Here is a 22,458-nt window from a genome sequence, read left to right as displayed (position 1 = left end):
CCCGTATAATGGAATTATGATAACACAGTTTTCTTTTTTCCCGCAACAGGAGTAGGGGAAAGGAAGCAAGACTGAGGAACTCGTTCTAACGAAATAAATAGGGTTAATTATTACTTGTCCGTGACTAGAGGATATACTTTTGCTCCTTCATGCCGATGTGCAATTCTAGCAGAAGCAGCTGCCGCGATACCCGCAACAAGATCATCTAAGAACACGTGAATACTACCCTTATCATCGTTCAATTCACCAATGATACCAAGTTTTATTTTGTCCAAGTACCCAAATCCTGTCAGTCCGATCATCCCATAAACCCCTGTGATACCAAGCGCTAGAGTCTCGTCCGCTCCATAAAGTGATTCATCCGCCTCCATAACTGCCTGGAGCGGCTGCGGAAGCAGTCTTTTCTCTGCCAGTTCATCAAGTGCAATCCCCGTCATTAACGTGTACTGCACTTCTCTTTTTCCCAGAACAGACTTCACACTGGAAAAGCATTCTTCCTTGGATAAACCGGGATAATAAACCGATTGTAAAATATATACGATTTCAGCAATGGAAGAAAGTGATACGCCTCTACGTTCCAACAGATCTACTGCCATTTGATAGGACATGATGTGATTCCCCTTTCCGTACAGGGATTCGCCCTGTGGTTTCCTAATGTATGCGGAAAAGGGAGGAATTGTTCTTATTTTATTCTTACGGTACCTACGCCCAGCATCGCCTCGATAGCCGCGAACAGCTCCTCGGTAGGCTTAATTCGATAGTTATCGCTAAGGGCCAGAAGCTTCTGATCCCGTTCATAGAACAGAATCGTCGCTACTGGACCTGGATGATTCTGCAGCAGCTCCTTCAGGCGCGACAGCTGCGCAGCATTCTCGGCGGCCGGCGTGATCTTGATAAAGACACGCTGGCCTGAGGCCGGCGCTGGCGCAGCGGCCGGTGCAGGTATTGCAGGCGCAGCAGCGCCGCCTGCAGGTCTGCCAGCGGTGCCAGTGGAGGCACCGCTGGCCCGCGAAGCAGGAGCTGCGCCGCGCGGCGGCGCAGCTCCTGCTGAGGCCGAGCGTCCCGCGCTATACGAGCGGGACGCGGCGGCACTACGGCGCTGCAGCAGGCCGCGGAGGGTCTCCGCGGATAGCATCGCCACTTCCTCGGCCAGCAGCTTGAAGCCTTCGTCCTCCTGCTGCACCTTAGCGCGCAAGGCCAACAGCGCGCCTTTGGCAATTAAGCTGCGGCTCCGCTTCCACACCTCAGGAAAGAGCACGACCTCGCAGCGCTCGATCTGATCTTCCCATTCGATGAAAGCCATCGATTTCCCCTGCTTTGTCGTAATTTCCTTAACGGATACGACCATTCCAGCCGTAACCGTCTGGCTCTCATCCGCAGCTTCACCAAGATCCATTAGCCGCTGCATCCCAGGCTCTTCAAGCAGCTCGGCGCTATCGTCGAGCGGATGACCCGAAAGATACAACCCCAGTAGCTCACGTTCCATCTCCAGCTGCTGTCCTACTGTGAACTTAGGGATATCCGGATACCGAATCTCCCAGTTCGGCGTCTCCACCAAATCATCGAACAACTGGATTTGCAGTTCATCCCGCTCCTTGCGCCATTTCAGCGCGGCGTCAACAGTCTCGTCCAGCATAGCCAGCAACTGGGCTCGGTGACCCGGCAGACAGTCAAAAGCGCCTGCCTGAAGCAAAGACTCCACTACCCGCTTATTGCAGACCCGCAGATCCACACGTCGACAGAAATCAAGTAGACTGTCGAACGGTCGCTCCTTGCGGACCGACATAATGTTCTCTACTGCAAGTGTGCCGACGTTCTTAATCGCTGCGAGCCCAAAGCGGATATGCCCGGTTCCCTGTTCTTCGCCAGGAACCGGAGTAAATAGTACGCCGCTCTCGTTCACATCCGGCGGTAACACGCCGATGCCCGTGCGGCGGCAGTCCAACACATATTCCGCCACCTTACGGTGGGTGCCCATCACAGCGGTCAGCATGGAAGCCATAAACTGAACCGGATAATGTGCCTTGAGATAAGCCGTCTGAAAAGCCAATACTCCATAAGCTGCAGCATGGGCACGTGGGAATCCGTAATCGGCAAACCGCACAATCATATCGTAGACGGCATTCGCATCATTTTCGTTATACCCCTGCTGTAAGCTACCCTGTACAAAATGGCTTCGTTCCTTATCCAGCGTCTCGCGTTTCTTCTTAGAGACCGCCCGGCGGAGTAGATCCGCTTCACCAAGTGAGAATCCGGCCATAAGCGAAGCAATCTGCATGATCTGTTCCTGATAAACAATAATCCCAAAGGTATCCGCTAATATAGGTTCCAGATCAGGATGCGGATACTCTACTTCAATCTGACCGTGCTTGCCTGCTATATATTTCGGGATAAACTCCATCGGACCCGGACGATACAGTGCTAGAACCGATACAATATCTTCAAAACCGTTAGGTTTCAAATCTTTAAGCACACGTCGCACGCCTGCCGACTCCAGTTGGAAGACCCCTGTTGTCTCGCCTGCACCAAGCATCTCATATGTGGCTGGATCGTTATCAGGCACGATACGGAAATCTGGAACACTGCCACTCATTTCTTTAATCGAATTCATACAGCGCTCAATAATAGACAAGGTGCGCAGTCCCAGAAAATCCATCTTCAGCAGCCCAACACTCTCCAAATGCTCCATAGAGTATTGAGTTAATGCTGTACTTTCGTTGCCCTCCTGAAGGGGTACAGCATCGGTTAGTGGACCTTTGGAAATGACAACCCCGGCAGCATGTGTCGAAGCATGGCGAGGCATACCTTCCACTTTCATTGCCATATCCAGCAAGCCTTTGATCTTAGGATTACTGTCATACAGCGCTTTAAGGTCTGGCGTAGTCTCAAGCGCTCTAGCAAGGCTGATGCCCAGTTGTCCTGGGATGAGCTTGGCAGCTTTATCTACCTCGTTATAAGGTAAATTCAGCACCCTACCCACATCACGAACCGCAGCCCTTGCAGCCATGGTTCCGAACGTAATAATCTGTGCCACATGTTCTTTGCCGTATTTCTCCACCACATAACTAATAACCTCGTCACGACGCTCATCACTAAAATCGATATCAATATCTGGCATCGTGATCCGTTCTGGATTTAAGAAACGTTCAAAGAGCAAATTATACTTAATCGGATCTACATCGGTGATTCGTAGGGAGTAAGCGGTAAGACTCCCCGCGGAGGAACCCCGACCTGGCCCAGTAGCAATCCCCTGACGATGACAATAAGCGATAAAATCCCACACAATTAGAAAATAATCGCTAAACCCCATATTCTCGATGACGCCAAGCTCATAGGCAAGACGCTTCTCAGCGGTCTCTCTTTGCTCAGACGATGCCCAAAGCGGTGTGTCTATATATCGTTCTTCAAGCCCTTTAAAGCACAACTCTCGCAAATAAGCAGCGGAGTCCTTACCTTCTGGAATGGGTGAATATGCAGGCAGAATATGTTGACCGAAGGTAAGCTCCAAATTACATTTTTCTGCGATCAATAACGTGTTACTAATAGCTTCAGGCACATGCGGGAACAACGCCGCCATCTGATCACTACTTTTTAGAAACAGTTGATCTGTTCCGATCTTGAGCCGTTCCTCATCATCCACAGTTTTACCTGTTCCAATACAGATCAGAACATCCTGTACCTCTGCATCTTCCTTGGCTAAATAATGAACGTCATTCGTAGCTACAAGTGGGATCTCACAGGCCTTGGCAAGTGCGATCAGCTTCGGATTTACTCGCTTTTGCTCGGAAATTCCGTGATCTTGAAGCTCTAGGTAGAAGTCTTCGCCAAAAATCTCCTTATATCGCAGCGCTGCCTTGCGCGCCTCGTCATCTCTTCCATGCAACAGATGCTGCGGCACTTCGCCGCCAAGACAGGCACTGAGGCAGATAATCCCCTCGGAATGAGCGGCCAGAACCTCCATATCAATACGAGGTTTATAGTGATGGCCTTCCAGATGGCCGATAGAGATCAGCTTCATCAGGTTCTTGTAGCCGGTTTCATTCTTGACGAGCAGAATCAGGTGATAAATCGGTTGATCTTTACGACTGCCTCGCTCACGTCGAGAGCCCGCGGTTAAATAAGCTTCACAGCCGATAATCGGCTTGATTCCATTCTCTTTACACGCTTTATAAAAGGGGATCGCCCCATACATCACTCCATGATCCGTAAGCGCCAGCGACTTCATGCCGTATTCGCCGGCCCGACGCACGAGATCGGTAATGCGCGCCGCCCCGTCCAGTAAACTGTATTCGCTGTGCACATGCAAATGCACGAAAGGGCTCATTATCCCACTTCCTTTCTACTACAAAAATCAAACATAAATAGTTGTTCAAAAAGTCCGCTTTTGATCACGAAGTAACCCAAGAAGCTTACTCGACATCGAATATTGAATTCAGGCGAAACTTCCGGTGCTCACGTAGCTTCCACTACGCTCCGCTCCTCATTTTCTACCTTCTTTCAATCTTCTCGGTGCTGAAAACCGTACTTTTTGAACTCGCACTATAAGATGAAACTATTTTATCATATTAAAGGGGGACCCGCCCATAGAATGGATTAAGAGCACATGGACAGGCAGCATTTATAGATGCCTCGTCCGGGAAGGGGCCTTTATGAGCATTTTTATGAGCAAAGCGATCCTCGATTTCTTTATCGCCTTCGGCATCGTACTTGGCGGAGCTATGGTCGGCGGAATCGGCGCCGTAGTATCCCTGCAACCGCCGACGCAAACGATGCTAGATGTAGCAGACCGGATTAAAATATGGGCACTTGCCGCCGCTGTAGGGGGTACTATGGACCCTTTACGGGTCATTGAAAGCAATATGATTGGAGGCAACCTCTCCCCCGCCATCAAGCAAATCATGTATCTTGCCTTCGCTTTTCTCGGCGCTCATATGGGCAGCGAGCTAGTAAAATGGGTGTGCGGCAGGGGGTAACGCCAGTGAGAGTTCCACCATTCAGTCGTTTTCGTAGATTCACCCAAATTTCCGCTATATTCATGCTGGGGATCGTCGTGGGAGCCGTGATATACAATGCTATTTACCATGTAGGATATAACGTATTATGGCTGCATAATCAAGACTTACGTGTACAAATTGAACAGTATCAGAAAGATATCCAGACGCTCAAAAAATACAATAATACCTCTACCGTAATCAGAGAAATCAAAATCCGTTCGGAGGAGAGCAAATCCAAAGAAGATAACCCACTTGACCCCGTAACTGTAAAATTAATTATAAGCCAAATGGGGTCAGACCTGGAGCCTATGCGCGGCCGTAGCATGTTCGACATTGACACAGACAGCAAACTGGTTAGACTACTGTTGGACGGCAAGCTATACATTGTGCGTGATAAGGAATACTCTGTCAAAATCCGGACGATGCTCGTCATGGAAGGCGTCCTGCAAATCTGGGTGGAAATCAGTCCTTTTAAGCGCAGCTGACACCAATCGTGTGATACAATAATGGACAGACAAAAGTGGAAATTACTTCAAGACTTTTGCACGACATGATAAGGAGCTGGCTGTCCATGGTTTTATTTATCAAATACTTACTGTTTATCCTGCTGGTGATCTTTGTAATCGGTGCCGCTGTGTTCAGCTTATCCTCTCGCCGTGCCTTAAATCCCCAAGATAAAGGGCTGAAACGCTCTGTCATGAATGTGATGCTGGGCGCAATGCTCGTAACGCTTTCCCTGATTTCCATGTTTCTGTTTCGTGGCTCCACCGTTAATATTATTGTTGAAGCTGCCTTTCTTCTGATCGGTGTGTTCAACATTTTCTCAGGACTACGCAGCTATAGTTATTACAGCCGTAGCCGCAGCCAAGAACAACATCAGTCGAAAACCTAGACTATACCCCTGATAGTATCACAAGAATAAAATAGACTCCCCTCACTATCATCGTTGAGGGCAGTCTATTTATCATGCTTATAATTCATTGTGTCTTAGCCGTGATCAATGGATTGCAGCATTAGGACAGCTTTCGCTACCAGGGTATCCAAATAGCTGATCTCTATTTCAAGCTTACATGTACGACGACTAATTTCGAGCAATCTCGGCATTACAACGATCGCGTGTTCGATCTGCACCGGCCGAATAAAATAGGTGGACATATTATCTACAACATAGTCATTTCCTGTAATATCCTTGGCTGCCTTAAACGCAGAGAGCGTCATTATTGTAGACAATATACCTTCAGAAATGGTCCCAAGGTCTGTGGCCATCTGAGGAGTAATAAAGCCATGAAAAAACAATCGTCCCTCTTCATCCCGCTCATCCGCAAAACCGTTCCAGATGAGATGATCGAAGGTCTCTCCAAGCTGTGGCGTGTTACGTACATCACGCAAACTTTGCAGCACTTCTTTACGAGTTAGAGAGCCCACCAATTTGCGGTTACGGTCTACAATGGGCAGGAAATCCACGCCTTCCCACATCATGATCTGCGCAGCTGAGGCTAGCGAAGTATGCAGTGCAGCGGTAACCGGACTCCGAACCATTGCCTTTTCAATACTTTGCCCTTCCGTCAGGTCCTCTACTTCGCGTCGGCCGATAATACCAATCACTCGGTTCCATTCATCTGTAACGGGAAAACGCTGCTCTCCAGTGTCCTCTGAAATCTGCCGTAGCTCACCGACGGTGCTTGAAATTTTCAACGTATTCAGACGCGTCTTGCTTTCAACAATATCCTCAACTAACATAATTTTCTTCTTAATTAATCTATCAAAAATCGCACGGTTAATCATTGATGCTACTGTAAACGTGTCATGTCTTGAAGATATAATCGGAAGGTCCAGCTCGTCCGCCAACGCCTTAACTTCACGGCTTGTCCCGAAACCACCTGTAACCAGAACACCGGCACCCTGTTCCAGTGCCAAGGAGTGAACATCATCGCGGTTACCCACAATAAGCAGACTGTCCGCGTCAATATAACGGATCATCGCGTCGACCTTCATCGCCCCGATTACATATTTATGTAGATGTTTACTCAGTCCGCTAGCTCCGCCGAGAACATGACCCTCCACAATATCAACCACGTCACCAAACGTCAGCTGTTCAGAAATGTTACGAGGCTTCTTTTCTACACGTACTGTACCAATCCGTTCCTTCGTGATGACAATCCCAAGATTCTCAGCTTCCTTAACTGCACGATATGCAGTCCCCTCGCTGACCAACATTTCTTTTGCAAGCTTACGAACAGATATTTTGGAGCCTACCTTAAGTCTTTCAATATGCTGCAGCAGTTGCTCGTGTTTAGTAATTGCATCGCCTTGACCTTCCAACTGTTACACCCCCGTACTCCGATCTGTACCATACTGTACTCAGTATACACGGAGAGAATGGCTCAGTACAACCGATTCATGAGCTTCGGGATTCCAATTATCTCCTTGTATACAGTTACCAAAGAAGAACAGGTAATTTTCCAACCGGCCCTGCTAATTGCCTAACAACCCTGTCTTTGCCCAAACCATCAAACTCAGAGTCTGATCATTGCAAGATGGCCTCAGCGGAGCGCTAGTTATGTATTTGAAGTAGAATGCTCGGTCAGTAAAAAGTAATCCGTTTGTTAGACAAACTGGGTAGACGAATAGAGAATAGACCCTTAAGAAAAAAGGAAAAATATGTTATGATGTAGAGGTGAAAGGGGATGACTTTATGCAATTTCTTTTTATACTCGCGTTACTCATTCCTGCGGCGTGGTACTACGCAGCTCTTGGAAAACGGATTTCTGCAGAAGAAAAGAAAGCTGGAAAAGATCTCACGGATGAGATCAATCCTTTTACAGGCGGACGATAACTTTAATACCCCTGCAGCTTTGCAGGGGTATATTTAAAGCCCACTGGCTAGTGGGCTTTTTCGTATGATTATGCCTCTCTTTACGCCATTTCGGCGCTTTTTGCGAGATTCAAGGGCTGATCAAATCTAGTTACTTAAGGACCGCAACCCCAATCCTATGATCTTTGTGTAACTCTAGTTTCTTCTTTCCATTTGGACTGCCATTGCTCCAATTTTGCTTTTCGCACAGCTTCCAAACGCTTGGTCTTCTCCTCATCAACCCCAATAATAAAATGAAGATGTGCCGCAATGACCAGAAAAGCGAAAAGTGACCAGACGACTCCAAAACCAAATACCCAACTGGGCCCATTCGCAAGCGATAACTTCGGCAGTGCATACAAAAGCATAGCCAACGCCAGCAACAGATAAATAACATGTTTAGACTTGTTTCTTTTTCTCATAGTAACAGCTCCTTCTTAGAGAGGTTATTCAATCGAATCTATATCTCTACTCTATGAACATGAAGTCCGTAATATGAGGCAAGTCCACTAAAAAATATACTTCTATTCAAAAATATACAAGCACAAACGCCTTCGGCGTCCTTATTTAGGACGGTAAGCGTTTAAGCGAGAAATATAATAGTACGCATTTATGTAGCTAGCAAAGCTTATATATGAGATGATGATTTTATTTTAGGAGGCGATTTTGAATTGAATGCAACTTATAATCATACTGAATACATAATTCGAAAAAAAGTATTTTCGATCATGGGTGCGAAACTCCATATTTATGATAGCGCAGAGCAGCTTGTACTCTATTCGCAAATGAAAGCGTTCAAGTTGAAAGAGGATATTGCACTGTACACAGATGAGTCCATGCAGAAGGAGCTTCTGCGAATAAAAGCCCGCAGTGCCATCGACTTTAGTGCTGTTTATGATGTGCATGATTCGGAGACTGGCGAGCATATTGGCGCTCTTCGCCGTAAGGGACTTAAATCCATTTTGAAAGATGAATGGACGATTCTCGATCGTCATGATCAAGAAATCGGAAAAATCAAGGAAGACAGCACCGCGATGGCTATACTCCGCCGCTTCATCTCTATTTTCCCGCAAAAATATAATATCGAAATGGATGATACAACGATTCCGGCTTTCAAACAAAATTTCAACCCATTCGTTACAAAAATCATCGCTGACTTCTCCGACGATCCCAAAGGAATGCTTGATCGCCGCCTAGGTTTGGCTGCTGGTATTCTTCTCTGCGCAATCGAAGGCAAACAAAATTAGTGGGTTTACTCATACACTAGTCACAAGAAATAAGAGGGTGTTTCCAATGCCAAACGGCTTCGGGAACACCCTCTTTTGATTGTCACTGCTGAAACTTTCTAAGTGAACATTCGCTTAATAAAAGCGTTTATTCACCATACAATTGCGACAAGCTGTCGGTAATGATTTTGTTTACATCCTCGATTACAACACTCAAACGGCGTTCCGCATCGAACAGACGGCGAATCCCAAGATTCAGGTTAAGCACCTCGAATAACTTCTCCATCTTCTCCATTTCTTCCTGTGGAGGCATTTCTCCGCTCATCATCCGTTGTTGAAGCTCCATTTGGCCATTACGGAAGTTGTCGAGCATCGCTTTAGCTTCAGGATCTGTTTCTACGAGCTTCATCGAATTCCTGATGTCCGCTACCTCACTGCTCTCTTTAATGGCTTTCGCCAGTTCATGTGCTTTGTCGTGAATACTCATTATGATTCCTCCTAAAAGTTTTGTTAGCATACGCTTCTCAAGAGTTACTTCGTACAAAACTCTCTTCGAAAGCATACGCTAAAAGTTTTGTGAGCATACGCTTCCTAGATTTACTTCGTACAAAACTCACTTCGAAAGCGTTGCTTAAGTTTCCAAATAATCATTCATCCCATGCTTGTTTCGCTTCTTGGGCCAGACTTATGAAATGATGCGGCAAGGTTTTTAAAGAGTAGGTCAATCACCAAGGGTCATATGTCTCCATATGATGAATGATATGTAACCCTTAGCTACCAAATTGCCGGCATCATGCTGCCTACCGGAAGGAGATCCACGATGTCCCAATTCAAGATCCCGGTCCATACGGTCCACACGGGCATCCTGCAGGAAAACGCTATAATGCTTGGCGAACGATCCATGAAAAGACTCAAAATCCCGGCTCACGGAACGCTCCAGCTGGCTTTCGGCTCTTTCCGGCAGGAGGTTACCATTATCCCGACTCCCAAATCCGACAGCCTGCGTGTAAGCGAAGGACTGGCGCGGCGGACCGGATGGAAAGACCGACAAACCCTCAACGCCTCTTACAGCTCTGTAAGCCGCACCTTGCGGCTTGGACCGTTGATCGGTGTACTCGTCAGTCGTGACCATCCAGATAATCTCGACAGACTGTTTGGACCCATTACCATGTTCTGTCGAGAATTAACAAATGCCTGCCACAAACAAGGCGCCTATGTATATTTCTTTACCCCGGAAGCGCTGGAAACAAGCAGCTCTTCCATCCAGGGCTGGGTATACAACGAGGGTTGGAGGAAACTGAGTCTGCCCATCGCCGATGTAATCAACAATCGGCTAACGACGCGAAAGGTGGAGAACAAACCTAGCGTACAGCATTTTTTGGCGGATGTAAAATCACGGTATGGAACGCATTTCTTCAACGAAAAATTTCTTGACAAGACAGAAGTATTTGAAGCTTTAGCGCAAGACTCTACCCTGCAGCGGTATTTACCGGAATCGCATGCTTTGAACGGTTTTGCTGTAGTAAAGAAGATGTGCAGTCATTATCCAAGTGTTTTTCTAAAGCCTGTACGAGGCAGTCTCGGCAAGGGCATTCTCCGAATCTCCAAAGAAGAAGGCGGAGGTTACCGTTTGTTGTCTACTACCTCTTTAGGCACACGCAAGCAAAGCTACACGACTTTAGCTAAACTGTACCAGTCTATTGCTCCCAAAATGAAGACAACACGTTACCAGATCCAACAAGGATTACCTTTGATGGAGCTCGGAAGGCGGCCTGTAGATTTTCGGGCACTTGTACAGAAGAATGGTAGCGGAAAATGGGGGGTTACCTCCATTGTGGCTCGCACCGCTGGAAGCAATCATTTCGTCTCCAATTTAGCAAGAGGTGGCAGTCTCAGCACTGTCCGTGAAGCTGTTAGCAAGAGCAACCTTCCTCCTGGCACAAAGGATAGCGTACAGCTTCAGCTTCCGAGAGCAGCGCTTGCCATTGCAAGAGGCGTAGAAACCTTTATCCCCGCTCATTTTGGAGAGCTCGGAATCGACCTGGCACTAGATCAATCCGGACGAATATGGCTCTTGGAGGTTAACTCCAAACCTTCCAAGAACGATAATACACCGCTAAACGATCAAAAAATCAGACCGTCCGTCAAGCAAATGATTCTATATTGTCGCTATTTGGCCGGTTTATAAGGAGGACACAATGACTGAAACAGCTATGGGGTTCCTCGGCATTATGACGGGCCGTCGCCACGGGAATCCTCCGATCGCCGAGCCAGAATTTTGCAGTCATTTATGCCGGGCAGCTCCGCGATATAACCTTAAAGTCCTCGTGTTTCATCCGGACGGAGTAGCGGCAGACGGGTCATCCATAACCGGTTATACATGGAAAGATGGAAGCTGGCATAATACGACCTCTCCGCCACCAGATATTATTTATAATCGCTGTTTTTACAATAGTCTGACAGAAAGAAAAGAAGCTTCGACTGCACTCTCTTTTCTTCACCGCTCACTACCTTGGTCACGGGGTTTACCTGATAAATGGGGCGTATATGAGATATTGAAGCGCAACCGAAGAGCAGCTATTTTATTGCCAGAAACCGTACTCTATACCGGTACCCGCAAGTTAAGCACTATGCTCGCTGAAAGAGAATACGGGGTCTTTCTAAAACCTAAAGCAGGCTCTCATGGCAAACGCACATTACATGCCATACTGCAGAACAGAAGCTCTGGCGGAGGCATAAGAGTACGAGGGCGCGATGGGGCTAATACACCCTTTCAATATGTATTCAGCTCGCAGGATGAAGGACTGAACTGGATTCATGAATTTATCGGCTCACGCCGCTATATTATACAGCCTTATCTGCACCTAACTAATAGTAAGGGGCAACCGTTCGATGTGCGTGTATTGATGCAAAAGAATGGCTTCGGACGCTGGGCTCTTACCGGCATGGCCGTTCGGCTGGGTAATCATGGTTCACTGACTTCGAACCTGCATGGCGGTGGAACAGCGGTTCCTCCCTTGCCCTTTTTGCTTGCAGAATTTGGTCAGGACGGAAAAGACATCATGCATGAGATAGCTACAGAAGCTGCATACTTGCCTCCTCTTCTGGAGGCCGCATGCGGTAGGCTTGGAGAACTCGGCCTAGATTTCGGTATTGATTCGAGCGGTCGGATTCATTTACTAGAAGCAAATTCCAAGCCAGGGCGCACGGTATTCCGGCTGACGGGCGACCGCCGGGCTGCTAAGCTCGCCGCCGAGAATCCACTGTCTTATACGCGCCATCTGCTACTCACACAGCGACGGATACCATCCCTATCTACGGACAGCTCCGTTAAAAACGGGAGAATGATAACAATGGTTCCTAAGGAGGATTCATAAATGAGTCTCACTTTTTGCAATGTGCATTTCACTAAGCAGCCCCAAAAAGTTGTATATGTATCAGATGCACTGATGAAAAGCTTGAAGTTAACCGGGAAGAAGAACATACGCTTAAGGCTCGGCAAAGATGCCATCCCGACAATGATCAAGCCCATCAAGCGCGCCGGAAATCATCTATTCCTCGCCACTGGCGTAAAGAGCGCTATCAAGGTTCCGAAATCTGGTGGTATCTATTTACGCAATCTGCAAAATGACGAAGTACAGCTTGGACCTTTAGTCGGCATATTGTCCGATGGGCCAGGATCTTCAGCTCAGCCCTTCGGTTCACGCACTGGCTTTATAAAGCAATTACTGCGGGAAGGCAGTAACAAATGTTATATATTTGCATTTATGCCGCGTGATATCAACTGGCAACAGGAACAAGTCTATGGTTATTTTTTAACCGCAGGCGGCAAATTCGAACGCAAAATGGTTCCTCTACCTGATGTTGTCTACAATCGGCTACCCAGTCGGAGAGCTGAGACTTCACCTTATATCAACCAGCTACGCGAACGCTTTATGCGCAAGAAAATCCCTTACTTCAACTGGAGCTTTTTCAATAAATCCGATATCTATCGGTTATTGGAGAATGACGGAGCTGCCAACCGTTACGTACCTGAAACACACAGCAACCCCTCTACCGAAAAAATGAGAGAAATGCTGGATCACCACCACTTTGTATACTACAAGCCTTCCGCAGGCAGTCTGGGTCACGGAATCTACCGACTTACTTATCTGCCTAAGAAGGGGTATTTTGCCCGCTACCGCCGGGGAGGAAAAAACGTACTTCTGCGCTTCACCACCTTTGACAGCCTCATGCGCATGCTTCGTTCGCGGCACGGTCAAAGTCTGCAAAATTATATAGTTCAACAGGGAATACGTTTGATTGAAATTGATGGCTGCCCCATTGATTTCCGATTCCATATGCATAAAAACGGCAGTAATCAATGGATTGTAGTCGGCATAGGCGCTAAAAAAGCCGGCCGAGGCAGTGTCACCACTCACCTCAAAAATGGTGGGGCCTTGCTTACACCTGGGCAGGCGCTCGGGCGTGTATTCGGCAGCAGAGCAGATGAAGTATTGCAGCGTGCAAAGAATACAGCCGTCAAGCTAGCAGAATCCTTAGAAATCCAGCATCGTCATTTGCTCGGTGAAATTGGCTTTGATCTCGGAATTGATCAGGATGAAGACATCTGGATGTTCGAGGCCAACGCCAAACCAGGACGTTCCATCTTCCGTCATCCTTCCCTGCGCGCTGAGGGCAAAGCTTCCATCGAGCACATTTTGGAGCATTGTCTATACCTCAGCAAATTCCGCAGGAGGGATGAGATGTGAACACCCATTTTCCGGATGAATCAAAACCCGTTATTGCCATACTGACAACCAGTGACAGAGTGAGGCAATTTAATGGCAACCGCAATAACTTCCGGGACATTATTCGCACAGGCAAGGAACAAGGATTTCTTGTCTACGTCGTCACCGTCCGTGACTTGAAGCTTGAGGAACGGATGGTGAACGGATATGTCCCATCATCCAGCGGAAAGATTTGGTACAGCATTCCTGTACCTCTTCCACAGATCATCTATAACCGAATTCCTACCCGTGAGGATGAGGAAAAGCCTGCTGTCGTACGCAAAATAGCTCAATGCCTGGAGTATCCAGGCATTAAGCTATATAACCCATATTTTTTCAATAAATGGAGTCTATTCGAATGGCTGAAAGGCTCGCACTCCACCTCTAAGCATGTTCCAAAAACCAGACGTTTACGCAGCGCAAACACGCTTACCGCTATGCTGAATAATCACACCAGCCTCTACCTTAAACCAGAGAACGGCAAAGCAGGTAAAGGAATTATGTGTCTAAAATACCGTGCAGATACCACTTTGCCCTATCGGCTACAAATTCAAAGCGGCAAAAAAAATGTGACATACAAAGCCGCCTCAATAGAACGCCTCTGGGCACGGATAGGAAAAGAAAAGGGAACCTCGCGCTATATCGTACAGCAAGCCATTGAGTTGGCGACCCACCGAGGACGACCCTTTGATCTACGTGTACTTCTGCAGAAAAACGGCAGAGGAGGTTGGGGAATGACCGGCATAGGTGCGCGGTTAGCTGGTGCCCGCAGTATCACCACGCACGTACCTCGCGGTGGCAGTATCGAGGAGCCCTCCAGCATGCTGGAAAGCACATTTGGAACCGAAAGAGCAGCCGCCATTCTAAAAAGTGTACCTACAACTGCTCTGTTAATCGCCAGACAAATTGAAAGGGCCTCTGATTCTATGCTCGGGGAGATGTCAATGGATCTCGGTGTAGATGAGAACGGAGGACTCTGGTTCTTTGAGGCAAACTCCCGGCCGATGAAATTTGATGAACCTGCGATTCGCAAGCTTTCCTTGGAACGAATCTTTCAATACGGCCAGCACTTAGCACGCCATTCTAAGTAGAATTCATTAAAGGATGTGACACAGCATGCAGATATTCTCCATCTATGACACTGATGCTAGAAAGTGGAAATCTCGGCTATCCGGACTGCTTGAGTTTATAAGAGAGCATGGGGAGCGGCGAATTACAAACCAAGCTTGTAAGGTACTGGCCCGATTAACTCCAGATCAGTTGTCAGAGCCAGGTGTCTCGCTGCTTGTCGCCACCGTACGCGGTCAGAATGGACGCCAGCTAGCAGGAGTAAGCTTCGTATCAGGTTTCGGTGAAGAAGCCTGTCTCGTTGCAGTGCATCCCTTATACCGGAATAAGCATACCGGCACCGCTCTTATGGCCACCCAATTAAAGCGCCTTGGGCGTCTGGAATGCAGTGTTGCCAGCGATAATACAGCTAGTCTGAAGATGTGCTTCAATGTTGGCCTTGCCGCAGTGGCGCTTACCAGTGGCCCTACTGGCAAGCCAACTTTATTGATCAGGTCACCACATAATACCGGCAGTACTACCATTTCTCCACAAGAAGGTGAACTCCTGTGTCAGAGCCCGTCTTAGGCATTCTTACTTTGTATATGAATGAAGCCAAGCAGCTTGAAGAAAAGGCCGTGTACCGGAGAATGATCATTGAGGGCAATCGAATCGGCTTGGATGTTTTTGTGTTCACACCCATGGATGTCCATCCCAGCAAAGAGCAGATTCATGCCCTTGTCTTTGATCTCAAGAGCGGGAAATGGTTACGCAAATGGCGTGCTTTCCCGAACATGATTTATGACCGTTGCCGTATCCAGCGCAGCGCACGCTTTCAACAGTTGCTTCGTTTCCGTGAACGCTATAAACATCTACTGTTTCTGAATCGTCCACTGCGCAACAAATGGACCATTCACCAAACGTTCTCGCAAAAGAGTCGCTTCCGGCAGCATATGCCGGAAACAGTACTGTATCACTCCTCTGCCGACCTACACCGAATGTTAAAACAGAGCCCTGTACTCTATATCAAGCCAGCAAACGGTACAGGTGGACGCGGTATCCTTAGAATTGAACGGGTAAAGGACAGTCGAGGTGTATTTGATATTCAAGGCCGTCGCCAAGATCGCCGGATTATTCCACCCCGAAAGGTCTCTATCTCCCGATTGGATTCCATCGTTCGCCAATGGTGTATCGGTGGACGTTTCCTCGTCCAGCAGGGTATTCCACTACGCTTGCCTGGCGGACGATTCCATGATTATCGCATGCTCGTTCAAAAGAATGGGCAAGGTGTTTGGGAACTAACAGGCATGGCCGCACGGGTCGGTGCAGCCCGCAGCGTAACATCCAATCTTCATGGCGGTGGGCACGCCGTTCGAGCGGAAACGCTGCTAAAGGAATGGCTGGGTAGTCAGGATAAAACCGATAAGGTCATGAAAACTGCCGAGAAGTTAGGACTGGATGCCGCAGCCTTCCTAGAAGACAGTTTCGGAGCTTTATGTGAGCTCGCATTGGATCTCGCCATTGATCGTGAAGGAAAGATCTTTGTGCTAGAGGTTAATCCAAAACCTGCCCGTGAAGTGTTTGCCCGATCAGGGGACGGCAACACGTATCGTAAAGCACTAGTGCGCCCTTTGGAATATGCGTTATGGCTCTATAATAACAAAGGTGCCCCTGCGACAGCTAAGACCACAGAGGAATAATATGATACTCTACAACTTAACAACCGCCTCTCTGCAGGATGCAGAAAGTGCGGTTGTTGTATGACTTCTGATGTTCCGAAGAACTAATATTAGAAAAATCTCGTTGTATTGAAGATTTTGATATAAAAAATAAGGAATCATAATGAGTAACTATAAATAGGTCTCCGCCACCAATAGAAAAGACTATACCTATTACTAAAAACCACATGCCCACTCCAAGTGCAGCGCTTAAAGCAATAAATAGGAAACTCATTATCATTTTTTATACTCCTTTGACATGCTTCGCGGTTCCTTATCATCACATAGGCATAATCCCTTTCAATGATCTATCGGATCATCTCCTTTGTTTATGTATATCTTTTTAGCTTTGAGCTATTCTTGCATCTGCATTTAGAACCTTAACATTAAAAAAGGCAACCCTCTGCTTAAATGAGGTTGCCTTTTGTTCGTTTGACAAATATAAATCGCGATATTCCTATTCGCTAACCGATGCGTTGTCGTACAAATCTATCAACTCATCGAAGGAGGTAATAATTACATCGGAGCCCTTCAGCTCATCCTGACGTCCAAAGCCTGCATATGCACAGCCGATGACGGTTTGTCCGTTTCCTTTGCCTGCCTCAACATCAGACGAGCGATCGCCCACCATCCAGGCACTGTTGATTCCATGATTGTCCAGCAAAATGCGTAGCAATTCAGTCTTTGTCGCAGTGCCTTGACCGCCCGCACTATACAATCCTTCGAATAGCTCTTTAAGCTCATGCACCACAACTATGCTGTGAATGTACTCCTCCAGCCCATTACTGGCCACAAACAGCCTCACTCCACGCTCTTTAAGCGCAGTCAGCGTTTCGACTACCTGAGGATACAGTAACGTACCTCCTGCTTCAAGTCCTTCGACCTCCAGTTGCAACAGCAGTTCATCAGCCCGGCGGTGCACTGCCTCATCTGCTTCGGGCATAACCTTCTTCCAAATGTCTTCCAGTAGCATCCCTAAGCTGCTTAGAATACGCTCTTCCGGCGGTGTCGGTCCTACATGTAGTCCCTCTTCCCGCAAAATATCGAACATTTTATGATATGCAGGCAATAAAAGACTTTCGGTCTGGAATAGTGTTCCATCCATATCAAAAACAATCGCTTCCGGCTTGTTCAACTTCGAGTGAACCGCATTCAGTTCTGTTCCTTGTACCTCATTACTCATCTGTTGTTCCTCCCCATTCTCTTTTGCTTCAGGTAAACACATTCATCTGCACGAAATTTCCAGTACAAGCCCTATGATATATGAAATCACTTCGGAATGTCCATGCTCTCCACATTTCTAGTTGAAACATAAAGGAGAGATATGATCGATTGCACATTGCTAGTCTAAATTAGTGTCATATTGGCAGTAAGTTTCCTATAATACTAGGGGATTGACTGCCTCTATTGTTGTGCTATCAAAAAAAGAACCGGCGGCATGCACAAATCGTGCTTGCTGTACCGGTTCTTTTTTTAGCAAAAATGTGTGAACAATAGATTATACTCTGTCAAAGCTGGAAATCAGCTCATCGAGAACATCTTTGCTAACCATTTTACCTTTGAAATTGATGAGGTTCTCTGCGCTTCCGGAGAAGATACATGTTGGCTCGTATTTTCTAAGAATGATCTTTTCTCCATCTACAAAAATCTCAAGCGGGTCTTTTATGTCAATTCCCATCGTTCTACGTAGTTCAATAGGAATTACGATACGTCCCAATTCATCTACTTTTCTTACTATGCCTGTCGCTTTCATCATCGTACATCCTCCCTTGAATTTACATTAATAATCATTATTGCTAAAAGCTATGTAGGCTTCTATCTCATAGTAATGATTACGCTATAATCTAATTTTAAAGTGCTATTCTTTTCCTGTCAATTTATTTTCTACAAAATATGATATTTATCGACAAACATTCGACAAAAGTATGTACATTTTCGACAAAATGCTGTAAATCAATCCAAATATTCGACTTGAAATTAATAAATATTCAACATTGCGATTACAAATCAGCTTGTGGTGTTTGCCTATTGATAACCTCATTTACCCAATACATCAACCCCGGAAACCCTGATCTGTATATCTGAGCGAATTAAATGCTCTATTAGTTAATACAGTCTATTAGTCCATTATGCATCTACTTTTTTCGACAATCTAATTCTCTACTATGTCTTGATTTAATATAAGTATGACATATTATTAATAGAAAGATCAAATATTGGATAAATTTAGAACCATTAATTGAATTTAATTACAAAAAAAACCGACCAGTGATTTCTGGTCGATCTACTATATCGTTATAATTGCTTCTCCGTAACCCTGCCATTAGCATCAATAACTGCATTATAGGAGAGGGTATTCATCAGCTTGATCGTCTTCCTATTGTAAGAATCGTCCATAAAGTTGGGCTGTCCATCAATAATTTTGACTGGCGTAATCTTACTTGTCATCTGGGAATCATTGATCTCAAAATTCACTAACATCGAGTGAAGCGTCTTCTCTCCACCACGTGTAGAACGATTAAACACAAAGTTTCCAAGTGAATAATAGATCGGTTTATTTTTGTAGTATTCAATGCCCATCAAGCAATGACTGTGTGCGCCGAGTATGATATCTGCACCACTATCAATCATCTGTTTGGCTAGCGTGCGGGCGTACTTTTCAGGATAATCTTTAAACTCTTCATTCCAGTGAATGTACACAATCGTGTAATCATTCTCCTTAGACATCTTCTGAATAGCCGTAAGCATAGGCTGCGAGGTGTACGCTGAGGCAGCTCCCGGTTTATTATTACCAGCATGCCATGAAGGGCCTGAAAGCACTCGGCTAACACCTAAGATGGCGATCTTCTTCCCCTTTACCGTCTTTGTATACGGTTTGAACGCTTCGTCCACATCTTTGCCTGCTCCTGTATGGCCAATCTTGTTTCGATCCAGATGCACCAGCGTGTCGAGCATGGCGTCTTTTCCGAAATCTAAAATATGATTATTAGCCAAGGATACGCCGTCAATCCCAGCATAGTTTAAACCACCAAGCGCTGCTGGTTTGGACCTGAAGGCAAAAGTTTTCTCTGCTGCTTTCCCTCGAATGGACACTGGCGTTTCCAGATTCGCGAAGGCGATATCTGCCTTTTGCAAGGTCGGTGCAACTTTCACAAACGGAAAGTTCACTCCGTATTTAGCGATCTGATCTCCCACAAAACCGTCCAAAAGAATATCACCTGCAAAAGCAAGCTTAATAGGATCTGAAGATGGCGAAGCTGCACTGGATGCAATGGTTGAAGGAAGTATCAGTGATAACATTAGTGTAATGAGTAGCATTCTGCGCAAAACATTCGATCTTAATCTCAAAAAATACAGCCTCCTATCATCAGTATGTTAACTACTATTCTAGCATACTGGAAAGAGATTCCTAAATTAAGAGTAGAAAGACCTGTTATCCCTTTGATTTTTTCAGAACAGCCCTGAAGCAATGTAACCCACCCCACAAATCCGTATACACAGCATCAGCAGGCAACTCAAAATCGGTCTCCCCCCAATACTGAAATCCAGCTTGCAGCAGCAGATCATTCATTAGACTTAGGTTTACAGTCGGGTAATCAAAAGTTAGCACCAGTAGTCCTTCTTCGTTCAACGTTCGGTGAAATTCTCGCAAAGTACGTACCGTATTCTCTAGGGTCAAATGCGCCAACACCGATATGCAAAAAATAGTGTCAAAGCTCTCATCCTCATAGGGCAGCTCCATCAGATTGGCTTGAGCAAGATGTAAATTGTTAGTTCTTCTCGCTACAACTTGCTTCGCCGCTTTTTCCCCGATCTCATCTGTAATCGCATCAAGGATGTCCTCCCGGTAAATAACCCTGCTGTCCATATCGCAAGCGTAGACCTCTACACAAACCCCAGCTAAATAAAATTTCAAGGGATGAGGAATCCCACAAGCTGCATCCAGCACCACACCATGTGGAGAAATGAAGTTAATACACCACTCATATTCAAAGGGACGGCTCCACCAGGATTCAGGCAAATCATAAATTAACTTCTCACGACGTGCATCAGAGTTCACAAAAAAACGCGAGACAAAGGGATGTGTTGGCATGGCCAGGACTCCTTTTTAACGGAATTTAAGGTAGTGAGAGTATATTCATGATTTGCTGATTCATGCCATAACCTTACATTGAGCGAGACAAACCTAAAAAAAACGGCTGCTCCCTTAGGAACAGACCGTCTTTAAATATTATCCATACAAACCTTATGAGTAGAATGAAAGAGGCTTGGCCTCAATTCCATGTTTCTCTATCAACGTATCAAGTAACACAGACCATTCCGAATCGACTGTACACTGATCAGGATGAGTCTCGAACCAAGCAACAGACTGCTTTACCCCTTCGGAGAAAGGAACGGTAGCTTGGAAGTCAGGCACGTAACGTTTAATTTTACTATTATCAAAAACACTACTTATCGCTTGATCGCCGATCAAGCCATCCGCTGTCTCTGGAGGCGAGAAGGCTGTGATAAAGATATGAATGGCCTCTCCTATCGCTTCCGGATGCCCAAGTAATCCAACAAATCCTTTGGCAAAATCCGAGTTATGCGTCAGTGTCCACAAAGACGTTCCATCTCCATGTATGACTAGAGGCAAACCGCGGCGTATGCGATCGATCAAGGAGCCGAGCTGATGAAAATGTATTGCTTTGTCTTACCCATGAACAGGTCAATGTCTGTCTGCACATGTTCCGGTGTAAAAGCAATCCAGTCCACCACTACGTCAAATTCGTAATCTCGCCATACTTCTGCAGCCTCCGCCGGATTACGTATGTCTCCTCTAATCACCTTCGCACCTTCTGGAACGAATTCGTCCCGCTGTCCTCGGTTGAATAAATACAGCTCGATACCTTGATCTACGACCAACGGGGATACAGCCTGACTAATTAATCCCGTACCTCCGATAAATAATACCTTCATTTCGCACGCTTCTTATAGTGAAACCGGCTCGTTGTTTACTGGTTAACGTAATCTCGCCATACGTGCTTCGGCTGCCAATTCAACAGCTTCTTGGCCTTTTCATTACTAAGTAGCGACTCATGACCCTCCAGCGGATGACGGAAATCCGTCACCTCCGGATAACGCGTGGCCATTAGCTCTCTGCTAGGAACAGCCATGCTGGTCTCATCTGCACATATATTAAGAGCAACCGCGCCCAGTCCGTCCGTTTCAATAGCCAATTGGCAAGCTGTAGCTACATCCCGTGTATCAATATAACTCCACAAAATCCGATCGCGCTGCGCTGGATCATGAATGAAGGAAGGGAAACGCTCATACGCCGATGGATCAATGACATTTCCGATTCTTAGGGAAACGACCTGTATGCCCATTCTGCGGTGGAACATCTCCGCTGTCTGCTCATTCACAACTTTAGACAGACCATAGCTGTCCTCAGGCAATTGTGGATGCTCCTCATCCATAGGCACATACTGCGGTCCTAAAGGGTTAACCGCAAAACAGATTCCGTAAGAGGATTCACTGGAAGCAATAACTGCTTTGCGAATTCCGAGTCCAGCAGCGGCCTCCAGAATGTTATAAGTGGAAACTACATTGTTTTGAAAAGTGACTTCACTCGTCTTTATATTTGCGGCTGGGATCGCAGCCAAATGCACAACTGCATCAGCGCCTGCAAGTACGCCGTACACTTCACCTAAATTATTCAAATCAGCAATGATCGTTTGACACAAGGAATCTGCAGATTTTTGCGTATCCACATTCACAACCTCATACCCTTGCTCTACAAAATGTCGGACGACCCATCTACCAAGCATTCCACTTCCGCCAGTAACAACTACTTTCGCCATGATCGTA

23 protein-coding genes are annotated in these 22,458 nt (G+C 46.4%); 11 read left to right on the top strand and 12 right to left on the bottom strand.

The genetic code is table 11. The features are described 5' to 3' along the window. Positions 1–110: 110 nt before the first annotated feature. Both MHH52_RS08775 and MHH52_RS08770 read right to left on the bottom strand, forming a co-directional pair. Positions 111–608 (bottom strand): phosphatidylglycerophosphatase A, encoded by a 498-nt coding sequence (locus MHH52_RS08775; protein ID WP_313641471.1) that lies wholly within the window; start codon positions 606–608, stop codon positions 111–113. Positions 609–682: 74 nt separating this feature from the next. Continuing rightward, complete coding sequence (locus tag MHH52_RS08770) at positions 683–4,324, bottom strand: DNA polymerase III subunit alpha (RefSeq protein WP_340007968.1); 3,642 nt, start codon at positions 4,322–4,324, stop codon at positions 683–685. 325 nt (positions 4,325–4,649) lie between these two features. Between MHH52_RS08770 and MHH52_RS08765 the strand changes: the two genes are divergently transcribed. The 3 genes from MHH52_RS08765 (at position 4,650) to MHH52_RS08755 (ending at position 5,886) form a co-directional block, all read left to right on the top strand. Next, positions 4,650–4,973, top strand: a complete 324-nt coding sequence (locus MHH52_RS08765) for a YtrH family sporulation protein (RefSeq protein ID WP_094874151.1) — start codon at positions 4,650–4,652, stop codon at positions 4,971–4,973. 5 nt (positions 4,974–4,978) lie between these two features. Further along, on the top strand, positions 4,979–5,479 hold the full coding sequence (locus MHH52_RS08760; protein ID WP_340007967.1) for a hypothetical protein: 501 nt from the start codon (positions 4,979–4,981) through the stop codon (positions 5,477–5,479). A gap of 86 nt (positions 5,480–5,565) precedes the next feature. Next, on the top strand, positions 5,566–5,886 hold the full coding sequence (locus MHH52_RS08755; RefSeq protein ID WP_340007966.1) for a YtpI family protein: 321 nt from the start codon (positions 5,566–5,568) through the stop codon (positions 5,884–5,886). 95 nt (positions 5,887–5,981) lie between these two features. Here MHH52_RS08755 and MHH52_RS08750 read toward each other — a convergent pair whose 3' ends face one another. After that, positions 5,982–7,316 (bottom strand): DRTGG domain-containing protein, encoded by a 1,335-nt coding sequence (locus MHH52_RS08750; RefSeq protein ID WP_340007964.1) that lies wholly within the window; start codon positions 7,314–7,316, stop codon positions 5,982–5,984. A gap of 373 nt (positions 7,317–7,689) precedes the next feature. Here MHH52_RS08750 and MHH52_RS08745 point away from each other — a divergent pair, with 373 nt between their 5' ends. Continuing rightward, a complete protein-coding gene (locus tag MHH52_RS08745) occupies positions 7,690–7,830 on the top strand; it encodes a hypothetical protein (RefSeq protein WP_313641467.1) in 141 nt (46 codons plus the stop codon). A gap of 155 nt (positions 7,831–7,985) precedes the next feature. Here MHH52_RS08745 and MHH52_RS08740 read toward each other — a convergent pair whose 3' ends face one another. Further along, positions 7,986–8,270 (bottom strand): hypothetical protein, encoded by a 285-nt coding sequence (locus MHH52_RS08740; protein WP_313641466.1) that lies wholly within the window; start codon positions 8,268–8,270, stop codon positions 7,986–7,988. 249 nt (positions 8,271–8,519) lie between these two features. Between MHH52_RS08740 and MHH52_RS08735 the strand changes: the two genes are divergently transcribed. Further along, complete coding sequence (locus tag MHH52_RS08735; protein WP_340007963.1) at positions 8,520–9,095, top strand: hypothetical protein; 576 nt, start codon at positions 8,520–8,522, stop codon at positions 9,093–9,095. Between the two features lie 127 nt (positions 9,096–9,222). Here the strand turns inward: MHH52_RS08735 and MHH52_RS08730 are convergent, their stop codons facing one another. Further along, the gene (locus MHH52_RS08730) at positions 9,223–9,561 is read right to left on the bottom strand and encodes a YlbF family regulator (RefSeq protein ID WP_340007962.1); all 339 of its coding nucleotides are present in this window, start codon (positions 9,559–9,561) and stop codon (positions 9,223–9,225) included. A 333-nt stretch (positions 9,562–9,894) separates the two neighbouring features. Between MHH52_RS08730 and MHH52_RS08725 the strand changes: the two genes are divergently transcribed. From MHH52_RS08725 to MHH52_RS08700, 6 genes are read left to right on the top strand one after another with little or no spacing between them, the layout of a single operon-like run. Then, a complete protein-coding gene (locus tag MHH52_RS08725; protein ID WP_340007960.1) occupies positions 9,895–11,262 on the top strand; it encodes a YheC/YheD family protein in 1,368 nt (455 codons plus the stop codon). Between the two features lie 10 nt (positions 11,263–11,272). Next, the gene (locus MHH52_RS08720; protein ID WP_340007958.1) at positions 11,273–12,451 is read left to right on the top strand and encodes a YheC/YheD family protein; all 1,179 of its coding nucleotides are present in this window, start codon (positions 11,273–11,275) and stop codon (positions 12,449–12,451) included. Then, on the top strand, positions 12,452–13,825 hold the full coding sequence (locus MHH52_RS08715) for a YheC/YheD family protein (RefSeq protein WP_340007956.1): 1,374 nt from the start codon (positions 12,452–12,454) through the stop codon (positions 13,823–13,825). After that, positions 13,822–14,934 carry a YheC/YheD family protein gene (locus MHH52_RS08710; protein ID WP_340007954.1) on the top strand — a complete coding sequence of 371 codons (1,113 nt, stop codon included), beginning with the start codon at positions 13,822–13,824 and terminating at the stop codon, positions 14,932–14,934. The genes MHH52_RS08715 and MHH52_RS08710 overlap by 4 nt, the downstream gene beginning before the upstream one ends. Positions 14,935–14,959: 25 nt before the next feature. Beyond that, complete coding sequence (locus MHH52_RS08705; protein ID WP_340007952.1) at positions 14,960–15,478, top strand: N-acetyltransferase; 519 nt, start codon at positions 14,960–14,962, stop codon at positions 15,476–15,478. Next, complete coding sequence (locus MHH52_RS08700) at positions 15,460–16,590, top strand: YheC/YheD family protein (RefSeq protein WP_340007950.1); 1,131 nt, start codon at positions 15,460–15,462, stop codon at positions 16,588–16,590. The genes MHH52_RS08705 and MHH52_RS08700 overlap by 19 nt, the downstream gene beginning before the upstream one ends. A 475-nt stretch (positions 16,591–17,065) precedes the next feature. On the opposite strand, the gene MHH52_RS08695 is transcribed toward MHH52_RS08700, so the two are convergent. The 7 genes from MHH52_RS08695 to MHH52_RS08665 form a co-directional block, all read right to left on the bottom strand. Continuing rightward, entirely contained in the window at positions 17,066–17,791 is a 726-nt protein-coding gene (locus tag MHH52_RS08695; RefSeq protein WP_340007949.1) for an HAD hydrolase-like protein, read from the bottom strand. Positions 17,792–18,106: 315 nt separating this feature from the next. After that, complete coding sequence (locus MHH52_RS08690; RefSeq protein ID WP_042125931.1) at positions 18,107–18,364, bottom strand: AbrB/MazE/SpoVT family DNA-binding domain-containing protein; 258 nt, start codon at positions 18,362–18,364, stop codon at positions 18,107–18,109. 539 nt (positions 18,365–18,903) lie between these two features. Continuing rightward, positions 18,904–19,956, bottom strand: a complete 1,053-nt coding sequence (locus tag MHH52_RS08685; RefSeq protein WP_340007946.1) for a CapA family protein — start codon at positions 19,954–19,956, stop codon at positions 18,904–18,906. A gap of 85 nt (positions 19,957–20,041) precedes the next feature. Then, positions 20,042–20,701 carry a class I SAM-dependent methyltransferase gene (locus MHH52_RS08680; protein WP_340007944.1) on the bottom strand — a complete coding sequence of 220 codons (660 nt, stop codon included), beginning with the start codon at positions 20,699–20,701 and terminating at the stop codon, positions 20,042–20,044. Between the two features lie 153 nt (positions 20,702–20,854). Further along, on the bottom strand, positions 20,855–21,268 hold the full coding sequence (locus MHH52_RS08675; protein ID WP_340007942.1) for a hypothetical protein: 414 nt from the start codon (positions 21,266–21,268) through the stop codon (positions 20,855–20,857). Further along, positions 21,265–21,567, bottom strand: coding sequence for an NAD-dependent epimerase/dehydratase family protein (locus MHH52_RS08670; RefSeq protein ID WP_313637009.1), 303 nt, complete (start codon positions 21,565–21,567; stop codon positions 21,265–21,267). The genes MHH52_RS08675 and MHH52_RS08670 overlap by 4 nt, the downstream gene beginning before the upstream one ends. Positions 21,568–21,602: 35 nt before the next feature. After that, positions 21,603–22,451 carry an NAD(P)-dependent oxidoreductase gene (locus MHH52_RS08665; protein ID WP_313637008.1) on the bottom strand — a complete coding sequence of 283 codons (849 nt, stop codon included), beginning with the start codon at positions 22,449–22,451 and terminating at the stop codon, positions 21,603–21,605. Between the last annotated feature and the right edge of the window lie 7 nt (positions 22,452–22,458).

The organism is Paenibacillus sp. FSL K6-0276 (assembly GCF_037977235.1).
Classification (GTDB): Bacteria; Bacillota; Bacilli; order Paenibacillales; family Paenibacillaceae; genus Paenibacillus_AQ.
This window is presented reverse-complemented; position numbering and strand designations above follow the sequence as displayed.